Origin of the sequence: Mycobacterium deserti, assembly GCF_025345615.1 — a bacterium.
Classification (GTDB): domain Bacteria; phylum Actinomycetota; class Actinomycetes; order Mycobacteriales; family Mycobacteriaceae; genus Mycobacterium; species Mycobacterium deserti.
Genome location: NZ_JAODWD010000003.1, coordinates 442,755 through 468,883 on the forward strand (window position 1 = coordinate 442,755; position 26,129 = coordinate 468,883).

Annotated in this window: 29 protein-coding genes; 19 read left to right on the plus strand and 10 right to left on the minus strand. The window is 66.4% G+C overall.

Translation table 11 applies throughout. The features are described 5' to 3' along the window. Positions 1 to 13 precede the first annotated feature (13 nt). Both N4S67_RS13475 and N4S67_RS13480 read left to right on the plus strand, forming a co-directional pair. On the plus strand, positions 14 to 280 hold the full coding sequence (locus N4S67_RS13475) for a DUF2277 domain-containing protein (protein WP_260993476.1): 267 nt from the start codon (positions 14 to 16) through the stop codon (positions 278 to 280). Between the two features lie 32 nt (positions 281 to 312). Continuing rightward, positions 313 to 858 carry a DUF1802 family protein gene (locus N4S67_RS13480; protein ID WP_260994033.1) on the plus strand — a complete coding sequence of 182 codons (546 nt, stop codon included), beginning with the start codon at positions 313 to 315 and terminating at the stop codon, positions 856 to 858. Positions 859 to 948: 90 nt separating this feature from the next. Here N4S67_RS13480 and N4S67_RS13485 read toward each other — a convergent pair whose 3' ends face one another. Beyond that, positions 949 to 2,622: a CocE/NonD family hydrolase gene (locus tag N4S67_RS13485; protein WP_260993477.1), complete on the minus strand. Its 1,674-nt coding sequence runs from the start codon at positions 2,620 to 2,622 to the stop codon at positions 949 to 951. A gap of 9 nt (positions 2,623 to 2,631) precedes the next feature. Further along, on the minus strand, positions 2,632 to 3,249 hold the full coding sequence (locus N4S67_RS13490; protein ID WP_260993478.1) for a TetR/AcrR family transcriptional regulator: 618 nt from the start codon (positions 3,247 to 3,249) through the stop codon (positions 2,632 to 2,634). 42 nt (positions 3,250 to 3,291) lie between these two features. On the opposite strand from N4S67_RS13490, the gene N4S67_RS13495 reads away from it, so the two are divergent. Next, the gene (locus N4S67_RS13495) at positions 3,292 to 4,425 is read left to right on the plus strand and encodes a sulfotransferase family protein (RefSeq protein WP_260993479.1); all 1,134 of its coding nucleotides are present in this window, start codon (positions 3,292 to 3,294) and stop codon (positions 4,423 to 4,425) included. Further along, positions 4,415 to 5,479 (plus strand): hypothetical protein, encoded by a 1,065-nt coding sequence (locus N4S67_RS13500; RefSeq protein ID WP_260993480.1) that lies wholly within the window; start codon positions 4,415 to 4,417, stop codon positions 5,477 to 5,479. Before N4S67_RS13495 ends, N4S67_RS13500 begins: the two co-directional genes overlap by 11 nt. Here the strand turns inward: N4S67_RS13500 and N4S67_RS13505 are convergent. Beyond that, the gene (locus tag N4S67_RS13505) at positions 5,467 to 6,039 is read right to left on the minus strand and encodes a DUF3558 domain-containing protein (RefSeq protein ID WP_260993481.1); all 573 of its coding nucleotides are present in this window, start codon (positions 6,037 to 6,039) and stop codon (positions 5,467 to 5,469) included. The genes N4S67_RS13500 and N4S67_RS13505 overlap by 13 nt on opposite strands. 128 nt (positions 6,040 to 6,167) lie before the next feature. Here N4S67_RS13505 and N4S67_RS13510 point away from each other — a divergent pair, with 128 nt between their 5' ends. The 3 genes from N4S67_RS13510 to truB are packed head-to-tail and all read left to right on the plus strand — an operon-like array spanning position 6,168 to position 8,676. Beyond that, positions 6,168 to 7,121: a metallophosphoesterase family protein gene (locus N4S67_RS13510; protein ID WP_260993482.1), complete on the plus strand. Its 954-nt coding sequence runs from the start codon at positions 6,168 to 6,170 to the stop codon at positions 7,119 to 7,121. Next, complete coding sequence (pptT, locus tag N4S67_RS13515) at positions 7,118 to 7,798, plus strand: 4'-phosphopantetheinyl transferase PptT (RefSeq protein WP_260993483.1); 681 nt, start codon at positions 7,118 to 7,120, stop codon at positions 7,796 to 7,798. Before N4S67_RS13510 ends, pptT begins: the two co-directional genes overlap by 4 nt. Continuing rightward, positions 7,795 to 8,676, plus strand: coding sequence for a tRNA pseudouridine(55) synthase TruB (gene truB / locus N4S67_RS13520; RefSeq protein WP_260993484.1), 882 nt, complete (start codon positions 7,795 to 7,797; stop codon positions 8,674 to 8,676). Before pptT ends, truB begins: the two co-directional genes overlap by 4 nt. A 286-nt stretch (positions 8,677 to 8,962) precedes the next feature. On the opposite strand, the gene N4S67_RS13525 is transcribed toward truB, so the two are convergent. Together N4S67_RS13525 and mntR are read right to left on the minus strand one after the other, a co-directional pair. Next, positions 8,963 to 9,538, minus strand: a complete 576-nt coding sequence (locus N4S67_RS13525; RefSeq protein WP_260993485.1) for a hypothetical protein — start codon at positions 9,536 to 9,538, stop codon at positions 8,963 to 8,965. A 377-nt stretch (positions 9,539 to 9,915) separates the two neighbouring features. Continuing rightward, the gene (gene mntR, locus N4S67_RS13530; RefSeq protein WP_260993486.1) at positions 9,916 to 10,620 is read right to left on the minus strand and encodes a manganese-binding transcriptional regulator MntR; all 705 of its coding nucleotides are present in this window, start codon (positions 10,618 to 10,620) and stop codon (positions 9,916 to 9,918) included. 81 nt (positions 10,621 to 10,701) lie between these two features. Between mntR and N4S67_RS13535 the strand changes: the two genes are divergently transcribed. The 4 genes from N4S67_RS13535 to N4S67_RS13550 all read left to right on the plus strand — a co-directional run bounded on the left by N4S67_RS13535 (position 10,702) and on the right by N4S67_RS13550 (position 15,971). Beyond that, the gene (locus N4S67_RS13535; RefSeq protein ID WP_260993487.1) at positions 10,702 to 11,676 is read left to right on the plus strand and encodes a bifunctional riboflavin kinase/FAD synthetase; all 975 of its coding nucleotides are present in this window, start codon (positions 10,702 to 10,704) and stop codon (positions 11,674 to 11,676) included. Positions 11,677 to 11,808: 132 nt separating this feature from the next. Then, on the plus strand, positions 11,809 to 12,078 hold the full coding sequence (gene rpsO, locus N4S67_RS13540; protein WP_260993488.1) for a 30S ribosomal protein S15: 270 nt from the start codon (positions 11,809 to 11,811) through the stop codon (positions 12,076 to 12,078). A gap of 304 nt (positions 12,079 to 12,382) precedes the next feature. Then, a complete protein-coding gene (locus N4S67_RS13545; protein WP_260993489.1) occupies positions 12,383 to 14,653 on the plus strand; it encodes a polyribonucleotide nucleotidyltransferase in 2,271 nt (756 codons plus the stop codon). Then, positions 14,631 to 15,971 carry a M16 family metallopeptidase gene (locus N4S67_RS13550; protein WP_260993490.1) on the plus strand — a complete coding sequence of 447 codons (1,341 nt, stop codon included), beginning with the start codon at positions 14,631 to 14,633 and terminating at the stop codon, positions 15,969 to 15,971. Before N4S67_RS13545 ends, N4S67_RS13550 begins: the two co-directional genes overlap by 23 nt. 24 nt (positions 15,972 to 15,995) lie before the next feature. On the opposite strand, the gene N4S67_RS13555 is transcribed toward N4S67_RS13550, so the two are convergent. After that, entirely contained in the window at positions 15,996 to 16,553 is a 558-nt protein-coding gene (locus N4S67_RS13555) for a DUF4334 domain-containing protein (RefSeq protein WP_260993491.1), read from the minus strand. A gap of 83 nt (positions 16,554 to 16,636) precedes the next feature. Here N4S67_RS13555 and bla point away from each other — a divergent pair, with 83 nt between their 5' ends. Continuing rightward, positions 16,637 to 17,530 (plus strand): class A beta-lactamase, encoded by an 894-nt coding sequence (bla, locus tag N4S67_RS13560; RefSeq protein ID WP_260993492.1) that lies wholly within the window; start codon positions 16,637 to 16,639, stop codon positions 17,528 to 17,530. Positions 17,531 to 17,722: 192 nt separating this feature from the next. Here the strand turns inward: bla and ald are convergent, their stop codons facing one another. Then, positions 17,723 to 18,838 (minus strand): alanine dehydrogenase, encoded by a 1,116-nt coding sequence (ald, locus tag N4S67_RS13565; RefSeq protein ID WP_260993493.1) that lies wholly within the window; start codon positions 18,836 to 18,838, stop codon positions 17,723 to 17,725. A gap of 93 nt (positions 18,839 to 18,931) precedes the next feature. On the opposite strand from ald, the gene N4S67_RS13570 reads away from it, so the two are divergent. Beyond that, the gene (locus N4S67_RS13570; protein WP_260993494.1) at positions 18,932 to 19,447 is read left to right on the plus strand and encodes an Lrp/AsnC family transcriptional regulator; all 516 of its coding nucleotides are present in this window, start codon (positions 18,932 to 18,934) and stop codon (positions 19,445 to 19,447) included. A gap of 114 nt (positions 19,448 to 19,561) precedes the next feature. Here the strand turns inward: N4S67_RS13570 and N4S67_RS13575 are convergent, their stop codons facing one another. After that, entirely contained in the window at positions 19,562 to 20,257 is a 696-nt protein-coding gene (locus N4S67_RS13575; protein ID WP_260993495.1) for a hypothetical protein, read from the minus strand. Positions 20,258 to 20,418: 161 nt separating this feature from the next. Here N4S67_RS13575 and dapB point away from each other — a divergent pair, with 161 nt between their 5' ends. From dapB to N4S67_RS13600, 5 genes are read left to right on the plus strand one after another with little or no spacing between them, the layout of a single operon-like run. After that, positions 20,419 to 21,156 (plus strand): 4-hydroxy-tetrahydrodipicolinate reductase, encoded by a 738-nt coding sequence (gene dapB / locus N4S67_RS13580; RefSeq protein ID WP_260993496.1) that lies wholly within the window; start codon positions 20,419 to 20,421, stop codon positions 21,154 to 21,156. Continuing rightward, on the plus strand, positions 21,153 to 21,617 hold the full coding sequence (locus N4S67_RS13585) for a tetratricopeptide repeat protein (RefSeq protein ID WP_260993497.1): 465 nt from the start codon (positions 21,153 to 21,155) through the stop codon (positions 21,615 to 21,617). Before dapB ends, N4S67_RS13585 begins: the two co-directional genes overlap by 4 nt. Next, complete coding sequence (locus N4S67_RS13590) at positions 21,614 to 22,075, plus strand: flavodoxin family protein (RefSeq protein ID WP_260993498.1); 462 nt, start codon at positions 21,614 to 21,616, stop codon at positions 22,073 to 22,075. The genes N4S67_RS13585 and N4S67_RS13590 overlap by 4 nt, the downstream gene beginning before the upstream one ends. 56 nt (positions 22,076 to 22,131) lie before the next feature. Further along, positions 22,132 to 23,142 (plus strand): hypothetical protein, encoded by a 1,011-nt coding sequence (locus tag N4S67_RS13595; protein ID WP_260993499.1) that lies wholly within the window; start codon positions 22,132 to 22,134, stop codon positions 23,140 to 23,142. 10 nt (positions 23,143 to 23,152) lie between these two features. Then, entirely contained in the window at positions 23,153 to 23,614 is a 462-nt protein-coding gene (locus N4S67_RS13600) for a hypothetical protein (RefSeq protein ID WP_260993500.1), read from the plus strand. Here the strand turns inward: N4S67_RS13600 and N4S67_RS13605 are convergent. Together N4S67_RS13605 and N4S67_RS13610 are read right to left on the minus strand one after the other, a co-directional pair. Next, on the minus strand, positions 23,608 to 24,507 hold the full coding sequence (locus N4S67_RS13605) for an HpcH/HpaI aldolase/citrate lyase family protein (RefSeq protein ID WP_260993501.1): 900 nt from the start codon (positions 24,505 to 24,507) through the stop codon (positions 23,608 to 23,610). The genes N4S67_RS13600 and N4S67_RS13605 overlap by 7 nt on opposite strands. 21 nt (positions 24,508 to 24,528) lie before the next feature. Then, positions 24,529 to 25,269 (minus strand): dienelactone hydrolase family protein, encoded by a 741-nt coding sequence (locus N4S67_RS13610; protein WP_260993502.1) that lies wholly within the window; start codon positions 25,267 to 25,269, stop codon positions 24,529 to 24,531. Between the two features lie 43 nt (positions 25,270 to 25,312). Between N4S67_RS13610 and N4S67_RS13615 the strand changes: the two genes are divergently transcribed. Continuing rightward, positions 25,313 to 26,113 carry a thymidylate synthase gene (locus N4S67_RS13615; protein ID WP_260994034.1) on the plus strand — a complete coding sequence of 267 codons (801 nt, stop codon included), beginning with the start codon at positions 25,313 to 25,315 and terminating at the stop codon, positions 26,111 to 26,113. The last annotated feature ends 16 nt before the right edge of the window (positions 26,114 to 26,129 follow it).

Below are 26,129 nucleotides of genomic sequence, written 5' to 3' on the forward strand. Positions count from 1 at the left end.
CTATCGTGGAGCCATGTGCCGAAATATCACGGAGCTTCGCGGACTCGAGCCTGCGGCCACCGACGAGGAAATCGAAGCGGCCGCGCGGCAGTACATCCGCAAAGTCAGCGGAATCACCCGGCCGTCGGCGGCCAACATCGACGCCTTCGAGGACGCGGTCGCCGAGGTCACCGCGACCACAACCCGGCTGCTCTCGAAGCTGCCGCAGCGCAAGCAGCCGCCGAAGACCGTTCCGCCGCTGCGTCGACCTGAGGTTCGCGCACGGCTCGGCATCGCTTGACCAAGGCGGCCTCTGATCCGCGTCGCGTTCACGTGATACCCGCCCTCAAGGAGTGGAGCGCGGCCGTTCACGCGCTGCTCGACGGCCGGCAGACCGTGCTGCTACGCAAGGGAGGCATCCACGAGAAGCGGTTCGCGGTGACGGCGTCGCGGTTCTTGCTGTTCCCGACCGTCGCGCACAGCCACGCCGAGCGGGTGCGAGCCGAGCATCGCGATCTCCTCGATGCGGCGGCCGGCGACAGCACCGACGACGCTATTACGATTCGGGCGGGCGCCAACGTCGTCGCGGCGATCGATGTCGTCCACCCCCACGCGATCGAAACCATTGCGCCGCTGCATATCTGGACCTCCGAGTCGGTGCGGGCCGACCGTCTTGACTTCCGCCCGAAACACCGGCTGACGGTCCTAGTCGTACAGGCCTGCCCGCTGGTCGAGCCGTTGCGGCTCGTGCGCGCACCGGAATACGGCGGGTGCAAGAGTTGGGTTCCGCTACCCGTCGACCCGGTGTGGGCAACGCCGGTGCACGACGATGATTACCTGCGCGATGTCGCCGCAACGGTGCGTCGGGCCGTCGCCTGACCGCATCCAGAAACGTGGATCGGTAGACGTACGGCAAGGCGGCCCGAAATAGCCGCCCTTTTGTGGCAATTAGTGCGCAATTCGATCAGCTCAGTCGGTGGACGGCAGCGCGGGCCCTGCTGGCAGGACGAGCCGCGACACCCCGCCCTCGCCGAGGTGCACCGTGTGCGTCGCCGCGACGACTCGGCGCCCGCTGGCCCACGGCTCGCCGGTGCCCAGGTTACGAGCGAACCGCGGATGCGAACCTCCCGCAATCATGACCCGGATCCGAGACCCCGCGCGGAACCGGTGCGCGGTCGGATCCAGTTCCAGGCGCACCGTGCCGGAAACGGTTGTGCCGCGGCGGTATCCGTCACTGACGTTTCGCGACACCCCTTTCGCGTCCACCTCGCTTACCCGCACGAACAGATCGTGATGCGGGTTGTCGCACGAATGGGTGAGCTCCATGACCGGGGTCCCGACCACATAGAGATCCGTCGGTAACCGGTCGCCGGTGAAGCACAGCACGTCGGACCGTTCGGCCAGCTTGGCGTCCTTGCGGTAGCCGCCTTCAGGCGACAGCAGTCGGCCGCCGATCGTCGGCGTCGGATCGGCGGGGTTGTATGTGAATCGAGTCGCGGGTGCGGTGTCCGGCGGCGCGGTGTCGCCGAGGCGCCCGGTCGGCTGCAGATAGAGCACGCGTTCGGGCATCGCCGGCGGCCACTGGTCAAGCTCAAGCCATCCGTGACCGTTGACCTCGATCCGCACTGGGCTGCGGTTGATCTGGCGGCCCCCCATGTGCGCACCGAGCCAGTCGAGCGACTCGCGCATGACGGTCGGCGAACCCTTGGTCATGATGTGGGTGTGCGTCCACGAGCCGATGGTCACGGCCACCTCCACGCCGCGCCGCCTCAACGCGTCGTACTGGGTCAGCGTCTGCTCGAGAAACAAATCTTGCCAACCGCCGATTAACAACACCGGAATCTCGGTGCGGTCCAGCGCCTCTCGCAGATTGCGATTCGACCAGAACGGGTCGTCGGGCTCCGGGTGCTCCATCCATGACTCCCACCACAGCGCACCGCCGCCGAGTAGCTCTCGCCCCGCGTCGCCGATGGGCAGGGCGCTCGTCGCCCGGGTGAGCGCTCGGCGTGCCCGCACCTGGCGGACCAACGCGCGCAGCTTGCTCGGCTCCTCCTGGTGTGCCACCAGATCACTCCAGCCGAGGAAGTCGTTGAGGCCGAAAGTGCCGGTGCCCCAGCGCGGGCCGCTGACGTCGTGCGGGCCGACCGTGATCACCGCGGCCGCCATCTCCGGTGGCGGGTCCATCAGCAGCGCCCACTGCGTGAAGCCGAGGTACGACAGCCCGATCGTGGCGAACGAGCCGGTGAACCACCGTTGTTCGCGAAGCCACGCCACGGTGTCCGCACCGTCGGCGATCTCGTATTCCATCGGGTCGAAGTCGCCGCCCGAGCCGAATGTGCCTCGCACACTCTGAAAGACCACGTGGTACCCCCGTGATGCGTACACACCCGCGTAGAGGACCGCGAACGGAAAGCGCCTGCCGTACGGACAGCGCACCAACAGCGTGCCCGCCGGATCGGAGGTCGTTGGCTCGTAATGGTCGGCGAGCAGTTCGACGCCGTCGCGCATCGGTATGCGTACTCGCCGGTGCACGACGTAGTCGCAGGAGTGCGACGGTAGTCGCAGCACGCGACTCAAGGCGTTGCCGGCGAACCGCAGGACTCTGGAGGGGGTCGACGGCCTGGTGGAAGCTACTGCAGTCACCTGGCCAGGCTACGCAGGCGGGGGATCGTCCTGGTCGATCGCCGCCAGCACCTTGGCCATCAACCAGCCGATCGCCCGCGTCGCCTCAGGTCCGTCGATGCCCCAGCCCCCCACCAGCCGTTCGTAGCTCGGCAGGTTCCACAGCACGTCGAGCAGGCCTGCCGCGATCCGCCGTTCGGCGTCCGACCAGTGCGGTGTCGCCTCCGACACGGCTCGCCGCAGCGCGTCGCGTCGGCGCTCATCGACGTCGACGAATGTGGAGTCCGGCGGACTCGCCACCGACTGACGCACTGAGAATCGTTGCAGCGAGGCGAATACCCGGCCGGTGACCTCCTGCAGGTTGGCCAGGTTGACGTCCTCGTAGGAGATGCCCGCCTCGGACTCCAACCGAGCCATGACGGCGTCGTGCAGATGTCGCTCGGTGGGGAAGTGGCGGTACACCGTGCGCTCGCCCACTCCCGCACGCTCGGCGACCGCGCGGAACGTCAGTTCTCGCCAGTTCCACGAGTCGAACCCGTGCACCAGTTCGCTGCCCGCGGTGATGATGCGCTCTCGCGTCTGCGCGGCCTTGTGCTGGCGCCCGCTGTTGTCGTAGCGGCGCCTGCCATCTATTGACGATTCGCCCACAATGGTGACAGTGTACTGTCACCAAAAGGGGAGAGGTGCACCGTGGCATCACCGGACGAGTTGATGGCCGCTGCCGTCGAGCGGACGGGGCTGGCGGACTTCGGCGACGACTCCTTCCGCGAAGGCTTGGAAATCCTGGTGTGTGCGCTGCGCGATGAGGCCCGCCTCAACGCCCGTGGCGACGCGTTCGTCCACCACCGGATCGGGCTGCACCTGTCCCAGCGGCTGCAGGTCGAGGACTGGTACCGCCGTCACCCGGAGATCGACGAAGAGTTGATCGACGGGCCGTTGTTCGGGCTGGGCCTGCCGCGCACCGGGTCGACGGCGCTGTCCTTCCTGCTGGCGCAGGATCCCGACGTCCGGTACCTACGCAGCTGGGAATCCGCGCAGCCCTGCCCGCCTCCGTCGACGGTGCAAGGTGACGATCCGCGCATCCCGCCCGAACTGCGCCCGCTCGTGGTGGGCAGCAGAAGCCATGTGCCCAACGACATCCACGGACCGATGGAGTGCCTGGACCTGATGGCACTGGACTTCAAATCGCAGATGTTCCAAGCCTTCGCGCAGATCCCGTCGTACTCGACATGGCTGCTCGACACGGCCGACTTCACGTCCACCTACGCATACGAGCGACGGGTGCTCAAACTGCTGCAGTGGGGTGAGCCGACGCGGCCATGGCGATTGAAGTCGCCGGCGCACGTCATCTCGCTCGGCGCTCTGGACCGGGTGTTTTCTGACGCGCGTTTCGTGATGACGCACCGCGACCCGACGGACGTGCTGTTGTCGGTCGTCGACGTGTACGCCGATATCGTCGGCGGATTCACCGACCACATCGACCGCCGCTATCTCGGCGAGCTCAACGTCACGCAATGGTCGACGGGAATCGACCGGGTGATGAAGTTTCGCGAGGACGGTGCCGACGATCGCTTCTACGACATCGACTTTCGCGCCATGCAGGCCGATCCGGTCGGCGAGGTGCGCCGGCTCTACGGATGGCTCGGTGAACCCGTCAGCGACGAGTTCGAGACACGTATGCGGACGTGGTGGGCGGACAACGCCGAAAAGCGCGAGCCGCATCCGAAGGCGGACCCGCAGGCATTCGGGTTGGACTACAAGGCTATTCGTCCGTTGTTCGCCGCCTACGTCGACACGTACCACAGGAGTGCACATGCCCGTTGACCTGACCGGCGGTATCGACCCCGCCTGCGAATACATGTTCGCCGAACGGCCGGACAACCCCGAGATGCGCGATTCGGTGAGCTTCTGGGTGTTCGACGAGCGCGGCGAGGTCGGGTTGCCGCGCGTCGGCATAGAAGCGGTTGCGTCCAACTGGGACGCGCACAACGTGCAGGTCAACCTCGCGTTTCCGGACGGGACGGTGTACCGGCTCCGCGAAGATGCGCCGAGTCGTCCCGCGGTGGGTCCCGACGGCAAGCCGACGGTGCTGGGCGCGGGCCCGCTGGCGCTGAGCTGCGTGAAGCCGTTCCGGCGGTGGACGATGTCGTTCGACGGCAGGGCGATTCAGACGTCCTCGGCCGATCTGATCGCCGGCCGCAAGGACGGCCCACTGGTCGATGTTCGCTTCGAGGTCGAGGCCCAACTGGCGGTCCCGCCGTGGGTGCAGGGGTCGTTGCAGTCCGAAGCCGGTGCGGCGCTGCAGAATTCGATCGAAGGAGACCTCATGGGCGGCCCGCGCTACGAGCAACTCTTCCGCGCAACGGGTTCGGTGCGCGTCGGGGACCGGCAGCACACCTTCGCCGGCAGCGGGTTGCGGATCCGTCGTCAGGGTGTGCGCCGGCTCGAAGGCTTCTGGGGGCACTGCTGGCAGTCCGCGCTCTTTCCGAGCGGACGCGCCTTCGGCTACATCGCCTACCCGCCCCGTCCCGACGGTCAGCCGACGTTCAACGAGGGTTACCTGTTCTCGGGGGACGGCGAGCTGACACCCGCGACGGTCGTCGAAGCGCCGTGGCTGACTCGACTGCAGCCCCTGGGGGAGGACGTCTCGCTCGTGCTGCAGACGGCCGAGGGCACCGAGCGCATCGAGGGCGAGACCGTCGTGTCGACTCACGACATCACCGACCCGAGCGACGTGCCGCCCGAGATGGCCGAACTGCTGGCGAACTGGACGTTCCCGGCCCTGCAGCAGGCCGGCGTGCGCTACCGGTGGAACGGGGAGGAGACCGTCGGCATGCTCGAACGGTCGATCCCAAAGGATCAGCTTCAGAACACGTAGTGCGGTATGAGCTCGTGCGCGCGCTGCAGATTGGTCTGCATGCAGTCGGGATCGGGGTTCGAGTAGATCGGCGAGTAGAAGATCGACTGTTGCAGCACGCCGTAGCTGGTGTCGAAGGCGATCATGCAGGTGATCCACCACCGGTTGTTCCAGTCGGTCGGCTTCATGATCCAGTACTGCGCGGCCCGGTGACCGGCGATGTCGATCTCGACGGCCTCGGGCGGCAGCGTTCCTTCGTACGTGCGCCAGACGATGGGCTCGATCGCCATCTGGTAGTTGCCGGCGTCGTACTTGCAGCGCAGCGAGTCCTCGGGGATCGGTGGAGTGAAGGCCAAGCCGAGGCCCGCGACCACGTCGTAGGGGATCTCTTTACAGGGATTGAACGGATCCGGGTCGGTGGTCTCGATCACCGGCCACTTGATCGACGTCGTCACGTTGGTCATCGGCAGGTCGGTGGCGCTCACCTGCAGTGGCTGGCCGGTCGGGTTGGCCTGCCACATCACCACCACCGCGGTGACCAGCGCACTCAACGCCGACAGCAAGCGCAGTCTGGCGACCATCACACCCCTTCGGTTCCATCGACCCTGTCGGAGTGTAGCCGCCCGCCGCAGCGGCACGGACGCGAAACGAGAACATGTTCTAGTTGCCCGGGGGAACCGCGCGACGCGCGCAAGTAGGCTGGTCGGTTGTGACACGCGAGCGCCAGCGCCCCACCCTATGGGCGATCAGCGACCTGCATACGGGTCACACCGGCAACAAGCCGGTCACCGAGTCGCTGTACCCGTCCTCACCCGACGACTGGCTGATCGTCGCCGGGGACGTCGCCGAGCGCACCGACGAGATCCACTGGTCGCTCGATCTGTTGCGGAAGCGGTTCGCGAAGGTCATCTGGGTGCCGGGCAACCACGAGTTGTGGACGACGAACCGCGACCCGATGCAGATCTTCGGCAAGTCGCGCTACGACTACCTGGTCAACATGTGCGACGAGATGGGCATCGTCACTCCCGAGCACCCGTTCCCGGTCTGGACCGACGAGGGCGGACCCGCGACCATCGTGCCGATGTTCCTGCTCTACGACTACACCTTTCTGCCCGCGGGCGCCGCTACCAAGTCCGAGGGCCTGGCGATCGCGCGTGAGAAGAACATCGTCGGCACCGACGAGTTCCTGTTGTCCGCTGAGCCGTACGCCACCCGCGACGCGTGGTGCCGCGACCGGGTAGCCCATACCCGCAAGCGGCTCGAGGACCTGGACTGGATGACGCCGACCGTGCTGGTGAATCACTTCCCGATGGTGCGCGAACCCTGCGACGCGATGTTCTATCCGGAGTTCGCGCTGTGGTGCGGCACCACGGCGACGGCCGACTGGCACACCCGCTACAACGCGGTCTGCTCGGTTTACGGCCATCTGCACATTCCGCGGACCACCTGGTACGACGGCGTGCGGTTCGAAGAGGTCTCGGTCGGATACCCGCGAGAGTGGCGGCGCCGCAAGCCTTATCGGTGGCTGCGTCAGGTGCTGCCCGACCCGAAGTACCCGCCGGGCTACCTCAACGACTTCGGTGGTCACTTCGAGATCACCCAGGAGATGCGCGACCACGCCCAGACGATGCAGCAGCGAATTTCGGAGAGGCAGTCGAGATGACCATCGCCGCCTCGCTGCTGTCCGGTGTGCTACCCGGCGCGTCGTCTGCGCTGGCCGCCTCCGAGGTGTACAGCGACCCGCCGGACTTGGCGCCGCTGCCCGAAGAGGAGCCGTTGGTCGCCAAGTCGGTGGCCAAGCGCCGCAACGAGTTCGTCACCGTTCGGTACTGCGCGCGCCAGGCGCTGCGTGAACTGGGCGTTGCGCCTGCGCCGATCCTCAAGGGCGACAAGGGCGAACCCTGCTGGCCCGACGGCGTCGTCGGCAGCCTCACCCATTGCGAGGGGTATCGCGGCGCGGTGGTTGGCCTGCAGGCGCAGGTGCGATCGGTCGGTATCGACGCTGAACCGCACGGCGTGCTTCCCAACGGCGTTCTCGACGCGATCAGCCTGCCGGTCGAGCGTGCCGAGCTGCGTGAGCTGCCCGCCGGTGTGCACTGGGATCGAGTTCTGTTCTGCGCCAAGGAAGCGACGTACAAGGCGTGGTTCCCGCTCACCCAGCGGTGGCTGGGGTTCGAGGACGCGCACATCGTGTTCTACGTCGACGACACGGGCACGGCAGGCGGGTTCACCTCGACCGTTCTGATCGATCCGGCGGCTGTGCACGGCCCACCGCTGGAAACGCTCTCGGGACGCTGGTCGGTGCGAGACGGCCTGACATTGACGGCAATCGTCTTATGACGGCAGCTGGTCTTGTCGTCGTGGACAAGCCGGCGGGCATGACGAGCCACGACGTCGTCGGTCGCTGCCGTCGACTCTTCGGTACCCGCAAGGTCGGGCACGCGGGCACCCTCGACCCGATGGCCACCGGTGTGCTCATCGTCGGGATCGACCGAGCCACCAAGATCCTCGGCCTGCTCACCGCGACGGACAAGTCGTACGCCGCCACCATGCGCCTCGGACAGTCCACGTCGACCGAAGATGCCGAAGGCGAGGTCCTGCAAGCGGTTTCGGCCGAAGGCCTCAACGATGCCCAGATCGAAGAGGCAGTCGGCGCGCTGCGTGGTGAGATCGACCAGATTCCCTCGGCGGTCAGTGCCATCAAAGTGAACGGGCAGCGGGCCTACAAGCTGGCCCGCGAGGGCCGGATGGTCGAACTCGCACCGCGCAGGGTCCGCATCGGCCGGTTTGACGTGCTCGCCATCCGACGCCACGACGGTCTGGTCGACGTGGACGTCGACGTCGACTGTTCGTCGGGCACCTACATCCGCGCGCTGGCGCGTGACGTGGGGGCCGCGGTGGGCGTCGGCGGACACCTCATCGCACTTCGACGCACCCGGGTCGGCCGGTTCGGCTTGGAGCAGGCCCGTTCGCTCGAGCAGCTGGCCGAGGAACCAGGGCTGTCCTACAGCCTCGATGACGCTTGCCTGCTCGCGTTCGCGCGCCGTGACGTCACGGCCGAGGAGGCAGAATCGGCAACTCACGGAAGGCCGTTGCCGGCCGCGGGTTTCGAGGGCGTCTACGCGGCCACCGCGCCCGACGGTCGCGTCATCGCGCTGCTGGAAGACGTCGGCAACCGCACGAAGTCCGTGGTCGTACTCAGACCCGCCACCCTGTAGTCACCCGCCGTCGAGCGCTTGCGATGCGTAGAGCAAGTGGGCGAGCAGCCGAGTCACCACGGACTTGGGTGGTCGTTTCGCGCGCGCTCGGCACAATGCTGTTTGCCAGGCGCTGATTCCGGGCCGGGTGCGGCGGCGCCTCGAGCGGACCGCCCATCTCGCCCCCGGCTTCACGGCAAGATCCGGTGGCCCGCCAGGCGTATCACTCGCGCATCGCCGGACACACCCGGAGCCAATAGTGCTCAGGCAGTCGGGCGAGCCGAGACTCGGCCCCCGAGAAGCGATATCAGACGTTGCCGCAAAGGTCGTTGAGCCGGGTCGAGTTGACCTGGTCTTCAAGAAAGCAATGGTGGTGCGTGGGGTTGCCCGGGTTCGTGCACGCGCCTTCGATCCGGCAGGGGTCGCCACCGTCGCTGAGATTGGGAGGTGGCGGTGGCGGCTCGACCGGCGGGTCCTCAGGCCTGGGTGCTGCCAGCTGGTTGGCAAGCTTCCGCGAAGCCGCCGCGGCATTGTCTGCTTTGGCTTGGCTGCGGACACCCGGTCTCACGCAGACGGTGTCGCCGCCAAACGCCTCCCGCCATACAAAGCCCTGCTTGCAGGTGTTAGGCCCATGCGCGCCACCGCCGGGTTGGACGTTCGAAGCGGCATTCGCGTTATCTTGGGCGGTGAGCGATCGAACTGATGGTGTGACGCATACCGTGTCGCCGGGGTAGGCCTCGCGCCAGACGAACCCCTGAATGCAGGTGTCCGGTCCATATGGCAATGGGTCGCCGTACGCTGGCACCGGCGCGGCGAGGCTGGCGACCGCTGCGATCGCCGTCGCCGAGCACGCCAAAAAGCTCAGATCTTTCCTGGAAATCATTGTGCCGCCCCTTATCCCGTGATGCCTATGACTGGCTTCCCGAGAATCCGACGGTAGTAGCTTTGGGGGCCTGTCAAATCAGGTGTTTCCCTACATTTCCGTCAAGAAAGCCCACTTCGAAGCATTCCGCGATCACCTCCGCCGCCGATAACGGGCAAGAGCCGACCGCTCGCTGGCGTCACGGGCCTGCCGTTTGATAGCGCCACCGCGACGGTGCCCACCCTCGCCGGTCGGGTGATCGATCCCGGATCCGGTCAACCCCTGCCGGGAACTTCTGCCGCGGGATGGATCAAATGCGATGCCCGCGGCGGCATCGGTGCGAATCGAAGCTGCGCACGCGAGACCGTCGCAGCGCTGCTCGGCGGGATGGAGCGCGGTTAGCCGACGATCCAGATCGCTTCTGCGGCAGGACTTCCCAGGTCAACCTTGGTGCCCGGCTCGTCCTCGCCGGCGTCGGCGGACTTGATGGCCACCGAGATCATTCCCGCGAAGTCGCGGCGGGCCAGCACCAGCAGGCGGGAGTCCAGGCTGATGCCGACGCTGTCGAAGTAGCGCAGCATCTCGGGGTCGGCGTCGGAGATGCGGGCCACGGTTCCGGTGTCGCCGTCGCGACAGACCGACAGCTGGCGGGCGTCCGGCGTCGGGACCCGGCCGTCGGCGGCCGGAATCGGATCGCCGTGCGGGTCGCGGGTCGGGTGTCCGAGCTTGGCGTCGATGCGGTCCAGCATTCGATCGGAGACCGCGTGCTCGAGGATCTCGGCCTCGTCGTGCACCTCGTCCCAGCTGTAGCCGAGTTCTCGGACCAGGAAGGTTTCCATCAGCCGGTGCCTGCGCACCATCACCAGCGCGGCGGCGCGGCCCGCATCGGTCAGCGTCACCGCGCCGTACTTCTCGTGATTGACCAACCCCTGGTCGGCCAGCTTGCGGATGGACTCCGACGCCGTGCTCGCCGACACGCCGATCCGCTCGGCCAGCATCTTCGTGCTGACCTTTTCATGCGACCACTCCTGGGCGGTCCAGATGACTTTCAGATAGTCCTGGGCAACCGCTGAGAGGTCACGCGCTTCGCCAACAGGATTCACAGTAGGAAAGTTTAGGCAATCGTCACCTCATCTGGGGATCTCGAGCAGCCGCGGCCCGGCGCGCGCCGTATCCTGGCGGCTGTGCAGCGCTGGCGGGGGCAAGACGACATCCCGACGGACTGGGGCCGGTGTGTGGTCACCATCGGCGTGTTCGACGGCGTCCATCGCGGACACCAGGAGCTGATCAACCACGCGGTGAAGGCCGGCCGGTCCCGCGGCGCGCCGACCGTGTTGATGACCTTCGACCCCCACCCGATGGAGGTCGTGTTCCCCGGCAGCCATCCGGCGCAGCTGAGCACGCTGACCCGCCGCGCCGAGCTGGTCGAGGAGATGGGCATCGATGTCTTCCTGGTCATGCCCTTCACCTCGGATTTCATGAAGCTCACGCCCGAGCGCTACATCCACGAGCTGCTGGTCGAACGGCTGCATGTCGTCGAGGTGGTGGTCGGCGAGAACTTCACGTTCGGCAAGAAGGCCGCAGGCAACGTCGGCATGCTGCGTAAGGCCGGCGAGCGGTTCGGATTCGCGGTCGAGGGCATGTCGCTGGTCGCCGAACACCACCGTGACGAGACCGTCACGTTCTCCTCGACCTACATCCGGTCCTGCGTGGATGCCGGTGATGTGGTCGCTGCGGCCGAGGCGCTGGGCAGGCCACACCGCGTCGAAGGAGTGGTGGTGCGCGGCGACGGCCGCGGCAAAGTGCTGGGCTATCCGACGGCGAACGTGGCGCCGCCGATGTACTCGGCCATTCCCGCCGACGGCGTCTACGCAGCGTGGTTCACCGTGCTCGGCCACGGTCCCGTGACAGGCACGGTCGTCCCGGGCGAGCGGTATCAGGCGGCGGTGTCAGTGGGCACCAATCCCACGTTCTCCGGGCGCACCCGCACGGTCGAGGCCTTCGTCCTGGACACCACCGCCGACCTGTACGGCCAGCATGTCGCGGTCGACTTCGTCGCGCGGCTGCGCGGACAGGAGAAGTTCGCCAGGGTGGAAGACCTGGTGACCCAGATGGGCGCGGACACCGAGCACGCCCGGACCATCCTGACCGCCCACTAGCAGCGATTTCGTGGTCGATGACCACGCTGTTAAACTTCACGCCGACATGATCGTGTGCTGCAGTTCGCGGCGGCCACGCTCGTTCGGCCTCACGGCCCCCAAGTTCGCGGACTGAAAAGATGGAGTTGATTCGTGGCGCTCACCGCCGAGCAGAAAAAAGACATCCTTGGCCAGTACGGCCTGCATGACACCGACACCGGCTCGCCGGAGGCCCAGGTCGCGTTGCTGACCAAGCGCATCTCCGACCTGACCGAGCACCTCAAGCAGCACAAGCACGATCACCACTCGCGGCGCGGGCTGCTGCTGCTCGTCGGTCGCCGCCGTCGGCTGCTGAAGTACGTCGCGCAGGTCGACGTGCAGCGCTACCGCTCGCTGATCGACCGTCTCGGCCTGCGTCGCTGAGCGGGCCGGCGTCGCGTCGGCAATTTCGGTCCTGTACCTGCTGAGTTGTAGGATAGGAACGTTCGCCAGCCGTGCGAACAACAGGTGCGGTTCTCGCAGCTCCGCGAGCATCGTTCCCGCGTGTCATATCGACTGTGACGGATCACAGACGTGCCTGATCGCGCGGTCTTCGGTAGTGGCTGCCGGGTGCTGAACTCCCGACAGCTTCGATCGATGGCCGTAGCCGCATCCAGGCCGGTGGTTCGAACGCTGTGACGACGCGAAACAGCTGAACAATGAACCCAGAGAGGCCATACGGACGTCCATGTCTGTAGTTGAAATCGAAGACGGTGTGTACGAAGCCACCGCAACCATCGACAACGGGAGCTTTGGCACCCGCACCATCCGTTTCGAGACCGGCCGGCTGGCCCAGCAGGCCGCCGGAGCCGTCGTCGCTTACCTCGACGACGAGACCATGCTGCTGTCCGCGACGACGGCCGGCAAGACGCCGAAGGACCACTTCGACTTCTTCCCGCTCACCATCGACGTCGAGGAGCGGATGTACGCCGCCGGGCGGATTCCCGGCTCGTTCTTCCGTCGTGAAGGTCGCCCGTCGACCGACGCGATCCTGACCTGCCGCCTGATCGACCGTCCGCTGCGGCCGACGTTCATCTCCGGCCTGCGCAACGAGGTCCAGGTCGTCGTGACGATTTTGAGCCTCGATCCCAAAGACCTCTACGACGTGTTGGCCATCAACGCCGCGTCGGCGTCCACGCAGATCTCCGGACTGCCGTTCAACGGTCCCGTCGGTGGCGTGCGCGTCGCGCTGATCGACGGCCAGTGGGTGGCGTTCCCGACCGTCGAGCAGCTCGAGCGGGCCGTGTTCGACATGGTCGTGGCGGGGCGTAAAGCAGAGACCGCGGGCACAAATGACGTCGCGATCATGATGGTCGAGGCCGAAGCCACCGACAACGTCATCGAGCTGGTCGGCGGCGGAGCGCAGGCGCCGACCGAAGCCATCGTGGCCGAGGGCCTCGAGGCCGCCAAGCCGTTCATCGCCGCGCTGGTCGACGCCCAGCAGGAACTGGCTAGCCGCGCCGCCAAGCCCACCGCCGACTATCCGGTGTTCCCCGACTACGCCGAGGACGTCTACTACGCCGTGGCGTCGGTGGCCACCGACGCGCTGTCGGAGGCGCTGAGCATCGCCGGCAAGCAGGAGCGCAACGACCGCACCGATGAAATCAAGGTCGAGGTGCTCCAACGGTTGGCCGACCAGTACGCGGGCCGCGAGAAGGAGGTCAGCGCTGCGTTTCGCTCGCTGACCAAGAAGCTTGTCCGGCAACGCATCCTGACCGACCACTTCCGCATCGACGGCCGTGGCATCACCGATATCCGCGCCCTGAGCGCCGAAGTCGCCGTCATTCCGCGGGCGCACGGCAGCGCGATCTTCGAGCGTGGCGAAACGCAGATCATGGGCGTCACCACGCTGGACATGGTCAAGATGGCGCAGCAGATCGACTCGCTGGGCCCCGAGACCAGCAAGCGCTACATGCACCACTACAACTTCCCGCCGTATTCGACCGGTGAGACCGGTCGCGTCGGGTCTCCCAAGCGCCGCGAGATCGGCCACGGCGCCCTGGCCGAGCGGGCTCTGATGCCCGTGCTGCCGTCCGTCGAGGAGTTCCCGTACGCCATCCGCCAGGTCTCGGAGGCGCTGAGCTCCAACGGCTCGACGTCGATGGGCTCGGTGTGTGCGTCGACCCTGTCGCTGCTCAATGCCGGTGTGCCGCTCAAGGCTCCGGTCGCGGGTATCGCGATGGGGCTGGTCTCCGACGACGTGGAAGTAGAGGGTGGTGGCGTCGAAAGACGCTTCGTCACGCTGACCGACATCCTCGGCGCCGAGGACGCCTTCGGTGACATGGACTTCAAGTGCGCAGGCACCAAGGACTTCGTCACCGCGCTGCAGCTGGACACCAAGCTCGACGGCATCCCGTCGCAGGTGCTCGCAGGAGCGCTGGCCCAGGCCAAAGACGCCCGAATCACCATCCTCGAGGTGATGGCCGAGGCCATCGACGAGCCCGACGAGATGAGCCCGTACGCGCCGCGCATCACCACGATCAAGGTGCCGGTCGACAAGATCGGCGAGGTGATCGGGCCGAAGGGCAAGATGATCAACTCGATCACTGAGGAGACCGGCGCGTCGATCTCCATCGAGGACGACGGCACGGTCTTCGTCGGCGCCTCCAACGGCGAAGCGGCGCAGGCCGCGATCGACAAGATCAACGCGATCGCCAATCCGCAGCTGCCCAAGATCGGTGAGCGGTTCCTCGGAACCGTCGTCAAGACAACCGATTTCGGCGCGTTCGTGTCGCTGCTGCCGGGACGCGACGGCCTGGTGCACATCTCCAAGCTGGGCCGGGGCAAGCGCATCGCGAAGGTCGAAGACGTGGTCACGGTCGGCGACAAGCTGCGCGTCGAGATCGCCGACATCGACAACCGCGGCAAGATCTCGCTGATCCTGGTCGCCGAGGACGGGGCGGAGGACGGTTCGACCAGCGAGCCAGCACCGGCAGATGCCGCAGCGGCCAGCAGCTAGGCCGCTGCGCCGCGGCATCGGCGGCGGTGAATCCTCGGTTGCTGTACGGCGCACGGTGCTGCCGGGCGGTCTGCGTGTCGTCACCGAGTACATCCCGTCGGTGCATTCGGCGTCGGTCGGCGTGTGGGTCGACGTCGGCTCCCGGGACGAGGGGCCGAGCGTGGCCGGCGCGGCGCACTTCCTCGAGCACCTGCTGTTCAAGTCGACGCCGACGCGCACCGCGGTCGACATCGCCCAGGCCGTCGATGCCGTCGGCGGTGAACTCAACGCGTTCACGGCCAGGGAACACACCTGCTACTACGCCCATGTGCTCAGCACCGATTTGGAGTTGGCCGTCGACCTGGTGGCCGACGTGGTGTTGCGCGGGCGGTGCGCCGCACACGATGTCGAGATCGAACGCGACGTGGTGCTCGAAGAGATCGCCATGCGCGACGACGATCCCGAGGACACACTCGGTGACATATTCCTGGCAGCGATGTTCGGTGCCCACCCGGTCGGCCGTCCGGTGATCGGCAGCGTCCAGTCCATCTCGGAAATGACGCGCGCGCAACTGCATTCGTTCCATGTTCGGCGCTACACGCCCGAGCGCATGGTCGTGGCGGTCGCCGGAAATGTCGACCACGACCAGGTGGTCAGCTTGGTGCGCGAGCATTTCGGACCGCATCTTGTTCGCGGTCGCAAGCCGTTGCCGCCCCGGAAGGGCACCGGTCGGGTCGGCGGCAAGCCGACGCTGCAGTTGGTGCACCGCGACGCCGAACAGACGCACCTGTTCATGGGCGTCCGAACACCCGGCCGTCACTGGGAGCACCGGTGGGCGTTGTCGGTGCTCAACACGGCACTGGGCGGCGGCTTGAGTTCGCGTCTCTTCCAAGAGATCAGGGAGACACGCGGCCTGGCGTACTCGGTGTACTCGACTGTGGACACGTTCTCAGACAGCGGCTCGCTGTCGTTCTATGCCGCGTGTCAGCCGGAACGGTTCGACGAGGTCGTTCGGGTGACCAGCGATGTGCTGGCCGACGTCGCGCGCGACGGCATCACCGAGGCAGAGTGCCGGATCGCCAAGGGCTCGATGCGCGGCGGGTTGGTGCTCGGTCTCGAAGACTCGGGTTCACGGATGAACCGCATCGGCCGCAGCGAACTGAACTACGGCGAGCATCGCACCATCGAGCAGACGCTGTCGAAGATCGATGCGGTCACCCTCGACGAGGTGAACGCCGTCGCGCGCAGACTGCTCACCAAGCCCTACGGTGCCGCGGTGCTCGGCCCGCAGCGATCGAAGAAGTCGCTGCCACAGCCACTTCGGGCCATACCGAGCTGACGAAAGCCGACGGTGCCGTCGAAGCTATCGCAGCGGCAGTGAGTCGTTGCGCTGCAGCACAAAGAAGTATGGGGCTTTGATCCCGCGCAGATCCATCGCGCCGAGCACGGTGTCACCGTCCAGTCGACGGAACACATCGTTGATCGGCAGCTGGTCGTAGATCATCGTGGCGCTGTCCACGCCGCGGTAACGCGTGGTGCGTAGCCGGGCTTTGGCGCTGCGCGCGCGCAAGGCAGGCTCCAGGCCGGCGATGATTTTCGAGAAGTCCTGCCGCTTCAGCAGGGGGAGCTTGGTGGCGAGTCCGAGACCACCGGAGGCCAAAGCGGGGTTGAGCGCCCACAGTGCGGAGCCGTCGCCGGTGCGGAACAGCAGCGGGTGAACCGTCTCGCTGTCCAGGAAGGCCTTACCCCACCATCCGCTGGCGGCGAGCATCCCGTCCAGGGGATGTCCGGTGGGCATCTCGGCGCCATGCCAGATGCCGATCATGGCGTCCGGTTCGACGGCCGGCAGTGAGTCGTACAGCGCCAGGACGTCGGCAGCGGCAGTGGGGGCGTCAGGGAGGATTTCGGCGAGATCGAGCATGGGGCCACTCTACGCGCAACGATCGAAAAAGTAGCTGCCGCAGCCACTTCGGGCCGTTTCGGACTGATCGGTATCCTGTGGCAATGCATCGACTGACCAGACGTGGAGTCCTGATCGGCAGTATGGCGCTTGCGGCAATGGTCGCAGGCTCCCCGAGCGTTGCAGTGGCCACGCCGCCACCCGTGCTCACCGTCGAGGTCCGGCTCGCGGGATTGGAGCAGGAGCACAACGCGCTGATCGGGGTGTACGCCGTCAATCTCGACTCAGGCAGGACCGTGGCGCACCGGGCGCAGGACTCGTTCTCGATGTTGTCTACGTTCAAGACGTACGCGGCGGCGCGGGTGCTGCAGATGGCCGAACGCGGTGAGCTCTCGCTCGAAGACAGAATGTTCGTCGATCCGGCGGCCATCCTCATCAACTCACCCGTCACGCAGGATCGGGCCGGACGGGAGATGACGCTCGCCGAACTGTGCCAGGCCGTGCTGCAGCGCAGCGACAATCTGGCAGGAAACATGTTGCTACAGCGGATCGGTGGGCCGCAGGCGATCACCGAGTTCGCCCGGAGCATCGGTGACGACCGGTCGCGTCTGGACCGCTGGGAGACCGAGCTGAACTCGGCGGTGCCGGGCGATCCGCGCGACACCTCGGCACCCGAGGCGATCGCCACCGGCTACCGTGCGCTACTGATCGGCGATGCGCTGGCGCCGCCGCAGCGCAGACTGCTCGACGACTGGATGCGCGCCAATCAGACGTCGAGCATGCGGGCCGGCTTTCCGCCCGGGTGGACCAGCGCCGACAAGACCGGTACCGGTGATTACGGAAGCACCAACGACGTCGGCATCGCCTACGGCCCGGCGGGGGAGCGACTGCTGATCGCGGTGATGACGCGGTCGGCCACCAACGACCCGAAGGCCCAAAATCTGCGCCCGGTGATCGGTCAGGTGGCTGAGCTGGTCATTTCGACGCTCACGTCGTGACGAGAACGTTCGACCAGGCCGCCCGGCCACCCCTCGCGGCCGGGGGCTCCTGGTTGCGCGGCTGTCCCCCCACGCCCTAGAGCGCCAGCCGCTGGAACTAAAGGTATGGCACGCGGCGGGCGCGAGGAATCGGGTGAAACCCTACGTTTTGAGCCCCCACGCCAGGGGTGACGGCGAATGGGTCGACGAGTCTTAGACCAGCAGGTCTGCCGGGTCGGTGAAGGGCAGGTCGAGGTCCGTGGCGACCTGCTCGGACAGCAGCGCTCCGTCATGCGTCGACAAGCCCCTGGCCAGCGCGGGATCGGCCTTGCAGGCGGCTTTCCAGCCCTTGTCGGCCAGCCGCAGGACGTATGGCATGGTCGCGTTGGTCAATGCGAACGTCGAGGTGCGCGGAACTGCGCCCGGCATGTTCGCCACGCAGTAGAACACCGTGTCGTGGACCGCGAATGTGGGGTCGTCGTGGGTGGTGGGCCGCGAATCCTCGAAGCAACCGCCCTGGTCGATCGCGATGTCGACGAGTACTGCGCCGGACTTCATCCCGGCGACGGTGGAATTGGTGACCAGCTTCGGCGCCCTGGCGCCGGGGACCAGCACGGCGCCGATGACCAGGTCGGCCCGCTTGACTGCGTCCTCGAGTTCGAGGATGGACGAGTAGCGGGTCTCGATACGGCCGCCGAACTCGGCGTCGACCTCGCGCAGCTTGTTGATGTTGACGTCGAAAACCGTGACATGGGCGCCCATTCCGGCCGCCACCCGCGCGGCGTTGTAGCCGGAGACGCCACCACCGATGACGACGACCTCAGCCGGCGCGACACCGGGCACACCGCCCATCAGGACGCCGCGGCCGCCGTGGCTGCGCATCAGGTGGTAGGCGCCGACCTGCGCGGAGAGTCGTCCCGCGACCTCGCTCATCGGAGCGAGCAGCGGCAGGGCGCCGTCGGCGGTCTGCACGGTCTCGTAGGCGATGGAGGTGGTGCCCGACGCCATCAGTGCGTCGGTGCAGGGCTTCGACGCGGCCAGGTGCAGATACGTGAACAGGGTCTGGCCCGCGCGCATCCGCTCGTACTCGGCTTCGATGGGCTCCTTGACCTTCAGCAGAAGGTCGGCTTCGGCCCAGACCTGGTCGGCGCTGGTGATCAGTTGAGCGCCGGCGCGCTTGAAATCAGCGTCGGAGATGGCGGAACCCTCGCCCGCTCCAGACTCGATGATCACCTCATGGCCCCGGTGAACCAGTTCGGCCACACCCGCCGGAGTGATGGCGACGCGGTATTCGTTGTTCTTGATCTCGGTCGGGATGCCGACACGCATGATCGCTCCTCGAAGTCGTAGCGGTTGGATCTAGTCTGAAGATTCTGCGCCCATATGGCAATGGATCTGATAATTCTTCGATACGCTGCGGCTATGAATGAACGATTGACCGATTCCGACGCCTTGTCGGTGCTGCCGTCGAAGAATGTTCGGCCGACTGAGCTCGACGAGGTCGATCGGCGCATTCTCACGGCGCTGCACGCCGACGCCCGGATGCCCAACAGCGCGCTCGCCGAACTGGTCGGCATCGCGCCCTCGACGTGTCACGGCCGGGTGCGACGACTCCAGGAGTTGGGCGTGATCCGGGGCTTCTACGCCGATATCGATCCGACGGCCATCGGGCTGACCTTGCAGGCCATGATCTCGGTGACGTTGCAGGCCCACGCGCGGGGCAAGATCCGCAGCTTCATTCAGCACATCCGCAACCGCCCGCAGGTGATGGACGTGTACTTCCTCGCCGGTGCCGACGACTTCATCCTGCATGTCGCCGCGCGCGACACCGACGACCTGCGGTCGTTCGTGGTCGAGAACCTCAACGCCGACGCCGACGTGGCCGGTACCCAGACGTCGTTGATCTTCGAACATCTGCGCGGCGCCTCCCCGCTGTGAGGCAACCCGACTGACGCTGTCCGCCGAACGGGCTGCGCCCGCCGAGCCGGCTCGAGCCGGCGGGGTGGATGACCCAGACCTATCGTGCGGGTCGAGTTCGACCGGGAAGCGAGCTCAACTGCCGTTGTGCGACCGGCCCAATCGCCATTTGGTCTTCTTCGGCGTCTGGTACGAATCCTGGGTCCAGGCGTCCCAGGTCGCCTCGGATTCCACTTGCACGGGGTTGTTCGTGACACTGTGTCCATACTTGACTATTTCCGTTGTACACCAGCGTATTAGCGATCCCTCTGTGCCGATCTCCTGCGCAAGAAGCACTCGCTCGTCGGTACTCAGCTTGTCGCTGAAGGCCTGCATGAGGTTCTTCAGACGCCAATAGGGCACCGCGTCGTCGCATTGGCGGCAGAGCTCCAATAGTTCCCTTCGCGCATGATCCAGGAGGGTCTTCGGTTCTTCGACCCCTTCGCTGGTCTCGGCGCCCGAGGCTTCCGTGACGTCCGCCTTGTGCTGCGATGCGGCCGGTTGATGACGGTGATCATCGACCAAATCCGCCATCTCGCGGTACTTCACGCGCAGCGCGTCAAGCTCGGCGGTAACTGTCTGGGCTCTATCCCGCCACCATGTGAGGTGATACTCCACCAGCTTCGCCTCACACGCCGAGCATGGCGCGACGTCTGTTTCCGCCGGGTCTAGCCTGGTCGGATTCCCCAGCGCAGTCCCGCAGAGCGTGTAGCCGTCGCGGCCGTTGAGGTAGTCCCCGTGGTGCACCACCGAAGCGGATGCGTCCCGTACGTAGGTGTGGGGCGGTTCCACATCGCGAACATAGTTCACCAGCAGTGACAGATCTGTCGGTTCCGCCTAACTGTGCGCGCTATCGGCGCGCCCGACGGGCCGCCGTCGAAACCTTGGATCGAATGTCAGTTCGATTCTCCGGCAACTTCAGCCGTCATGTGCAGACGACTAGGCTGCCAGCCATGCGTGTCGGAGTGCTGGGGGCCAAAGGCAAGGTCGGAGCGACGATGGTGCGCGCCGTCGAAGAAGCCGAGGACCTGACTTTCACCGCAGGCGTCGACGCCGGCGATCCACTGAGCCTGCTGGCCGAGGCGCAGACCGAGGCGGTCATCGACTTCACCCATCCCGACGTTGTCATGGACAATCTGAAGTTCCTCATCGACAACGGGATTCATGCTGTCGTGGGCACCACGGGTTTCACCGACGAGCGTCTCGACCAAGTCAGAACATGGCTCGACGCCAGGTCCGACGTCGCGGTCCTGATCGCGCCGAACTTCGCGATCGGCGCCGTGCTGTCGATGCATTTCGCCCAGCGGGCCGCGCGCTTCTTCGAATCGGTGGAGGTCGTCGAACTTCATCATCCGCACAAGGCTGACGCGCCATCGGGCACCGCGGTACGCACCGCTCGATTGATAGCGGCCGCGCGAAAGGAACTGCCGCCCAACCCCGATGCCACCAGCACAAGCCTCGACGGTGCACGCGGAGCCGACGTCGACGGCATTCCGGTGCACTCCGTCCGGCTGGCCGGGCTCGTCGCCCATCAGGAAGTGCTGTTCGGAACGCAGGGCGAAACGCTGACCATCAGGCACGACAGCATCGACCGCACGTCGTTCGTGCCCGGAGTCCTGCTCGCGGTGCGCCGGGTCGCCGAACGCCCCGGCCTCACCATCGGCATCGAGCCGCTGCTCGACCTGGAATGAGCGACGGCGCGCGCTCACTGCGCATCCAGCTGCTCATCGGCTTCATGTGCGTCGCGCTGGTCGTCTACTTCGTCCTGCTCGGCCGAATTGCGATGGCGTTCATCACGACCGGGGAGCCCGCGGCCGTGGGGTTGGGCATTGCCCTGCTGGCGCTACCCCTGATCGGAATCTGGGCGATGGTCAGCACGCTGCGAGCCGGCCTGACCCATCAGCGGCTCGCGCGGACAGTCCGAGACGAAGGCATGGAACTCGACGTGAACTCGCTGCCGAGAATGCCGTCGGGCCGAATTCAGCGCGACGCCGCTGACGAACTGTTTGCGAAGGTCCGCGACGAGTTGGAGAACGACCCCGACAACTGGCGACGTTGGTATCGCCTCGCGCGGGCATACGACTACGCCGGTGACCGCTCGCGCGCGCGTGAGGCGATGAAGAAGGCCGTCGAACTGGAGGAGCGCCGATGAGCAAGACGCTGCTGATCGTGCACCACACCCCATCTCCGCACTGCCAGGAGATGTTCGAGGCCGTGCTGGCCGGCGCATCGGATCCCGAGATCGAGGGCGTCGAGGTGATGCGGCGACCCGCACTCTCGCTGTCTGCGGCCGACGTGCTGGCCGCCGACGGATATGTGCTCGGCTCGCCAGCCAATCTCGGTTACATGAGCGGCGCCCTCAAGCATGCGTTCGACGTCTGTTACTACCCGTGTCTGGACGCGACGCGGGGTCGACCGTTCGGCCTGTACTTGCACGGCAATGAGGGCACCGAGGGTGCCGAGCGCGGCGTCGACACCATCACCACGGGATTGGGATGGGTGAAAGCCGCTGACTACGTGGTGGTGTCGGGCAAACCGGACAAGGCCGGGGTGGAGGCGTGCTGGAATCTCGGTGCCACGGTGGCGGCACAGCTCATGAGCGATCTCTAATCGACTGCTTCGCCGGAGACCACGTAACCGCCGGGTCATTGAGTTACGTTCTCGCCATGGCCGCCACGGGAACCTCGAACCGACTTTTCGATGCTGTGGCGCTCGGTTGCGCCCTGGCGATCATTGCTGCGTGCGGGACGCCGCAAACCGCGGATGCACCGGCTGCGACGTCGGCCCCCCACAGCGCCGCGGCGGCCCCGTCCGTCCGAAGCGTCATCGATCCGCGGTACATGAGTCTCGGTGCCCCGGACTGGGACTGGAAGGTGTTGAGCCATCACATCACCCATGACAGACAGGTGTTCGACCTCCAGCCGCCCGAGGAGACGTTCACGTTCCCGAACAAATGCCGAGGGTGCAATCATCCCGCGGCGACCGCCCGCCTGACCGTGTACGCACAGGGCGGGTACGACCCGGCTGCCGTGGTAACCGGGCAGGAGGTGACGGTCGACGCCGGAGAGGGCTACTACCTCCCGCCCCGCTGGCCGGCTGGCGCCGTGCTCGCGTGGGAGTACGACAAGAATGCGTGGGCCACCGCACAGGGCAGATCCCAGACGGCGGCCGAGTTGGGCTTGCTGCAGGAGCTCGCCACGCAGCTGAGGCCCGCCGAACGCATCCCGATCCGCTTCCCGGCGAGCCTGTCCACGCTGCCTGCCGACATGCCCTTGTCCTGGGCGGGCAATCAACTTCGCATCGACGACACGCAGCTGTCATTCGACGGGTGCGGGCAGGGCCCGTTCGATGTTCCGGTGGCCGCCTGCTCCGAACCCTCCGACAAATTGTCGATGAGACTGAACAGGGCCAACGAGTTCTCCTCTCACAAAGTGACGGAACGAGGACGGCAAGAGGTGTACACGGTCCCGGTGCAGATCGGCGGCAAGGAGGGCTTCATCAACGAAGGTCGGAGCACCGAGGCGGCCATCAAGGCGGCGCCGGGCGTGATCGTCGTCTTCGACTACACGGGTCCGGCCGATCGCTTCGCCGAAGTCCTCAAGAACGTGGTGTGGGCGCCGGACCTCATCGACGAGGCGACATGGCCGGCTGTCGCCGATTGGGTCAAGCAGCAGTGAGGGAGTCAACATGCCCGGAATAGCCGAACTCGCTTTAGGCGCAGCACCGATCGCCGGAGGGGCGCTTCTCGGTGTGGCCGCAGGCAACCTGCGGGGCCCCGACATTCGCGGCATGATCGCCAAAGACATGGACCTCCTGGAGCGTATCCCCGAGGATGCACCGGAGCTGAAAGCCCGTTTGCAAGAAAACATCAACCAGCGCATCGACGCCCTCATCACGACGAGTGAGAAGACGCGCGCGCTACGCGAAGCCGCCGTGTCCTACGCCGGAAACTGGCGCGACATAGTCGTTTTCATCTGCGCCATCTTGTTCACGATCGTTTGGTGGAACGTCAGCCACAGTCGGGCGAACTGGCTGGTGATGTTCATCGTGATGATCATCGCGTGCGTGGTGGCGGGTATCTACGCGGGTCGCGGTCTGCTGCGGTCGGTGAGCACGTTCCTGCGCCGGCGGGACGCCACACCTCAGTAGTGGTAGGTGTCCGACGGGGCGGGGATGTGCGCCGGATCGTCGACGTCGTCGAATTCCGACACCTCGATGCCGTAGGCGCGGGCCAGGTCCAGGATCTTGTTCGCCCTGGCCATGCGCGGCAGGTCGGACCCGTTGCGGATCTCGCCGCCGTCACGCTCGAACTCATCGAGGAATTCCTTGGCCCAGGCGATTTCGTCGAGTGACGGGGAGAGCCCCTCGTTCACGGTGGGGCACTGCTCGGGCGTCAGGCAGATCTTGCCGGTCATCCCGAACTCGGCCGATACCGCGGTCGCTTCGCTGAGCACCAGGGCGCTCGAGCCGACGGTCGGGCCATCGATCGCACTCGGCAAGTGCGCGGCCTTGGCCGCGATGGTGAATCGCGAGCGCGCATACGCCAGCGTCGTCGGGTGGTCGCCGAACCCGGTGTCGCGGCGGAAATCGCCGATTCCGAAGGCCAGCCGGAATGTGCCTTTGGCCGCGGCGATTTCGGTGATGCGCTCGAGGCCACGCGCCGTCTCCACCAGTGCGACGATCGGGACGTTCGGCAGCCGTTTGGCCGTTTCGGAGACGTGGTCGACCGACTCCACCATCGCCAGCATCACGCCGCCCACCGCGGTGCCCGACAGCATCTGCAGATCGTCGGCCCACCACGGCGTCCCGAAACCGTTCACGCGCACCCAGTCGTGGTTGCCGTCGGCCAACCACCTGACCACGTTGTCGCGCGCGGCCACCTTGTCCTTGGGTGCCACCGCATCTTCGATGTCGAGCACGACGACGTCGGCGCGCGAACTTGCCGCCGGTGCGAACCGCTCGTACTGGGACCCGTTCACCAGCAGCCAGCTGCGGGCGAGAACGGGATCGATGCGGAAGCCGACGTCGCTGGGTTCGGTCATCCGCCAATCGTGGCGGACAGATCAGTTGGGAAGCGCGGATTCGAAAAGTTCCTGCAGGGCGATCCAGTGCCGTTCGGCGGCCTCCTCGTCGTACGGCGGGTTGTCGGGCACGGCGAAGCCGTGTCCGGCGCGATAGAACTCGACGGTGTGCGTGACGCCCGCCGCGCTCAGCGCTTTGTCGAGCGTCTCCGCGTGCTCGGGGGTGAAGCCGTGGTCGTTCTCGGCGCCTGCGACGTACACCGTCGCCCTGATTTGCTCGGCGAGCAGGTGCGGGCTCGTGGGCTCGTCGGTGACCAGACCGCTGGCGTGGAAGGACCCCGCAGCCGCAACCCGGTCCGGCACGCGGCCCGCCACGTAGACCGACGCGCGTCCCCCCATGCAGTAGCCGCACACGCCGAACGCGTCGCCTTTGACTTCTGGCCGGCCGGCCAGGAAGTCGAAAAACGCCGTGGCGTCACTGGCCAGCATGTCCGGCGTGAGGCTGGAGATCATGCCGAACAGACGCTTGCGTTCCCGCTCGTCAGTGAAGGCCGTCGACATGTCGAATGGCGCCCAGTCGCCGTGGCGGTAATAGACGTCCGGCAGCAGCACAGCATGGCCGAAACCGGCCAGCCGTGCGGCCATCTCCTGGAAGGTGTCGCGCACCCCGCCGGCGTCGACGTACATGACGACGGCGGTCCACGGACCGCTGCCGTTGGGAGTGTGCAGGGTGACGGGGCAGGAGCCGTCGGCTGTGGTGACGGTGGCGGAGATGCTCGGCATGGCTACCGTTCTACTCGGCCCGTGTGGAAGTAAGCTGACCGACGTGCCGATTGCCACGCCGTACGAGGATCTGCTGCGTCTGGTGCTCGAGCGTGGCACACCCAAGTCGGATCGCACCGGGACCGGGACCCGCAGCCTTTTCGGGCACCAGATGCGCTACGACCTGACGGCCGGCTTTCCCCTGATCACGACCAAGAAGGTGCACACCAAGTCGGTGATCTATGAGTTGCTGTGGTTCCTGCGCGGTGACTCGAACGTTCGCTGGCTCCAGGAGCACGGCGTTACGATCTGGGACGAGTGGGCCTCGGACACAGGCGATCTGGGTCCGGTCTACGGCGTGCAATGGCGGTCGTGGCCGACGCCTTCGGGCGAGCACATCGATCAGATCGGCGCTGCGGTGGATCTGCTCAAGTCCGACCCCGACTCGCGGCGCAACATCGTGTCGGCCTGGAACGTCGGCGAAATCCCGCAGATGGCGCTGCCGCCGTGCCACGCGTTCTTCCAGTTCTACGTCGCCGAGGGCAGGCTGTCGTGTCAGCTGTACCAGCGCAGCGCCGACCTGTTCCTCGGCGTGCCGTTCAACATCGCCAGCTATGCCCTGTTGACCCACATGATGGCCGCTCAGGCCGGACTCGATGTGGGCGACTTCATCTGGACCGGCGGCGACTGCCACATCTACGACAACCACGTCGAGCAGGTTCAGTTGCAACTCAGCCGCGACCCACGGCCCTATCCCGAACTGGTTCTGGCGCCTCGGGATTCGATTTTCGACTACACCTTTGAAGACATCGCGATCGTGAACTATGACCCGCACCCGGGGATCAAGGCCCCGGTGGCGGTGTGAGGACTGCTCGCAGGTC

Bases quoted from the DNA above. Each gene is read 5' to 3' on its own strand.
- N4S67_RS13475 (WP_260993476.1), top strand. From the start codon at position 14: ATGTGCCGAAATATCACGGAGCTTCGCGGACTCGAGCCTGCGGCCACC.
- N4S67_RS13500 (WP_260993480.1), top strand. From the start codon at position 4,415: ATGCCCGTTGACCTGACCGGCGGTATCGACCCCGCCTGCGAATACATG.
- N4S67_RS13505 (WP_260993481.1), bottom strand. From the start codon at position 6,039: ATGGTCGCCAGACTGCGCTTGCTGTCGGCGTTGAGTGCGCTGGTCACC.
- pptT (WP_260993483.1), top strand. From the start codon at position 7,118: ATGACCATCGCCGCCTCGCTGCTGTCCGGTGTGCTACCCGGCGCGTCG.
- truB (WP_260993484.1), top strand. From the start codon at position 7,795: ATGACGGCAGCTGGTCTTGTCGTCGTGGACAAGCCGGCGGGCATGACG.
- N4S67_RS13525 (WP_260993485.1), bottom strand. From the start codon at position 9,538: ATGATTTCCAGGAAAGATCTGAGCTTTTTGGCGTGCTCGGCGACGGCG.
- N4S67_RS13545 (WP_260993489.1), top strand. From the start codon at position 12,383: ATGTCTGTAGTTGAAATCGAAGACGGTGTGTACGAAGCCACCGCAACC.
- N4S67_RS13550 (WP_260993490.1), top strand. From the start codon at position 14,631: ATGCCGCAGCGGCCAGCAGCTAGGCCGCTGCGCCGCGGCATCGGCGGC.
- N4S67_RS13555 (WP_260993491.1), bottom strand. From the start codon at position 16,553: ATGCTCGATCTCGCCGAAATCCTCCCTGACGCCCCCACTGCCGCTGCC.
- bla (WP_260993492.1), top strand. From the start codon at position 16,637: ATGCATCGACTGACCAGACGTGGAGTCCTGATCGGCAGTATGGCGCTT.
- ald (WP_260993493.1), bottom strand. From the start codon at position 18,838: ATGCGTGTCGGCATCCCGACCGAGATCAAGAACAACGAATACCGCGTC.
- N4S67_RS13570 (WP_260993494.1), top strand. From the start codon at position 18,932: ATGAATGAACGATTGACCGATTCCGACGCCTTGTCGGTGCTGCCGTCG.
- dapB (WP_260993496.1), top strand. From the start codon at position 20,419: ATGCGTGTCGGAGTGCTGGGGGCCAAAGGCAAGGTCGGAGCGACGATG.
- N4S67_RS13585 (WP_260993497.1), top strand. From the start codon at position 21,153: ATGAGCGACGGCGCGCGCTCACTGCGCATCCAGCTGCTCATCGGCTTC.
- N4S67_RS13590 (WP_260993498.1), top strand. From the start codon at position 21,614: ATGAGCAAGACGCTGCTGATCGTGCACCACACCCCATCTCCGCACTGC.
- N4S67_RS13595 (WP_260993499.1), top strand. From the start codon at position 22,132: ATGGCCGCCACGGGAACCTCGAACCGACTTTTCGATGCTGTGGCGCTC.
- N4S67_RS13600 (WP_260993500.1), top strand. From the start codon at position 23,153: ATGCCCGGAATAGCCGAACTCGCTTTAGGCGCAGCACCGATCGCCGGA.
- N4S67_RS13605 (WP_260993501.1), bottom strand. From the start codon at position 24,507: ATGACCGAACCCAGCGACGTCGGCTTCCGCATCGATCCCGTTCTCGCC.
- N4S67_RS13610 (WP_260993502.1), bottom strand. From the start codon at position 25,269: ATGCCGAGCATCTCCGCCACCGTCACCACAGCCGACGGCTCCTGCCCC.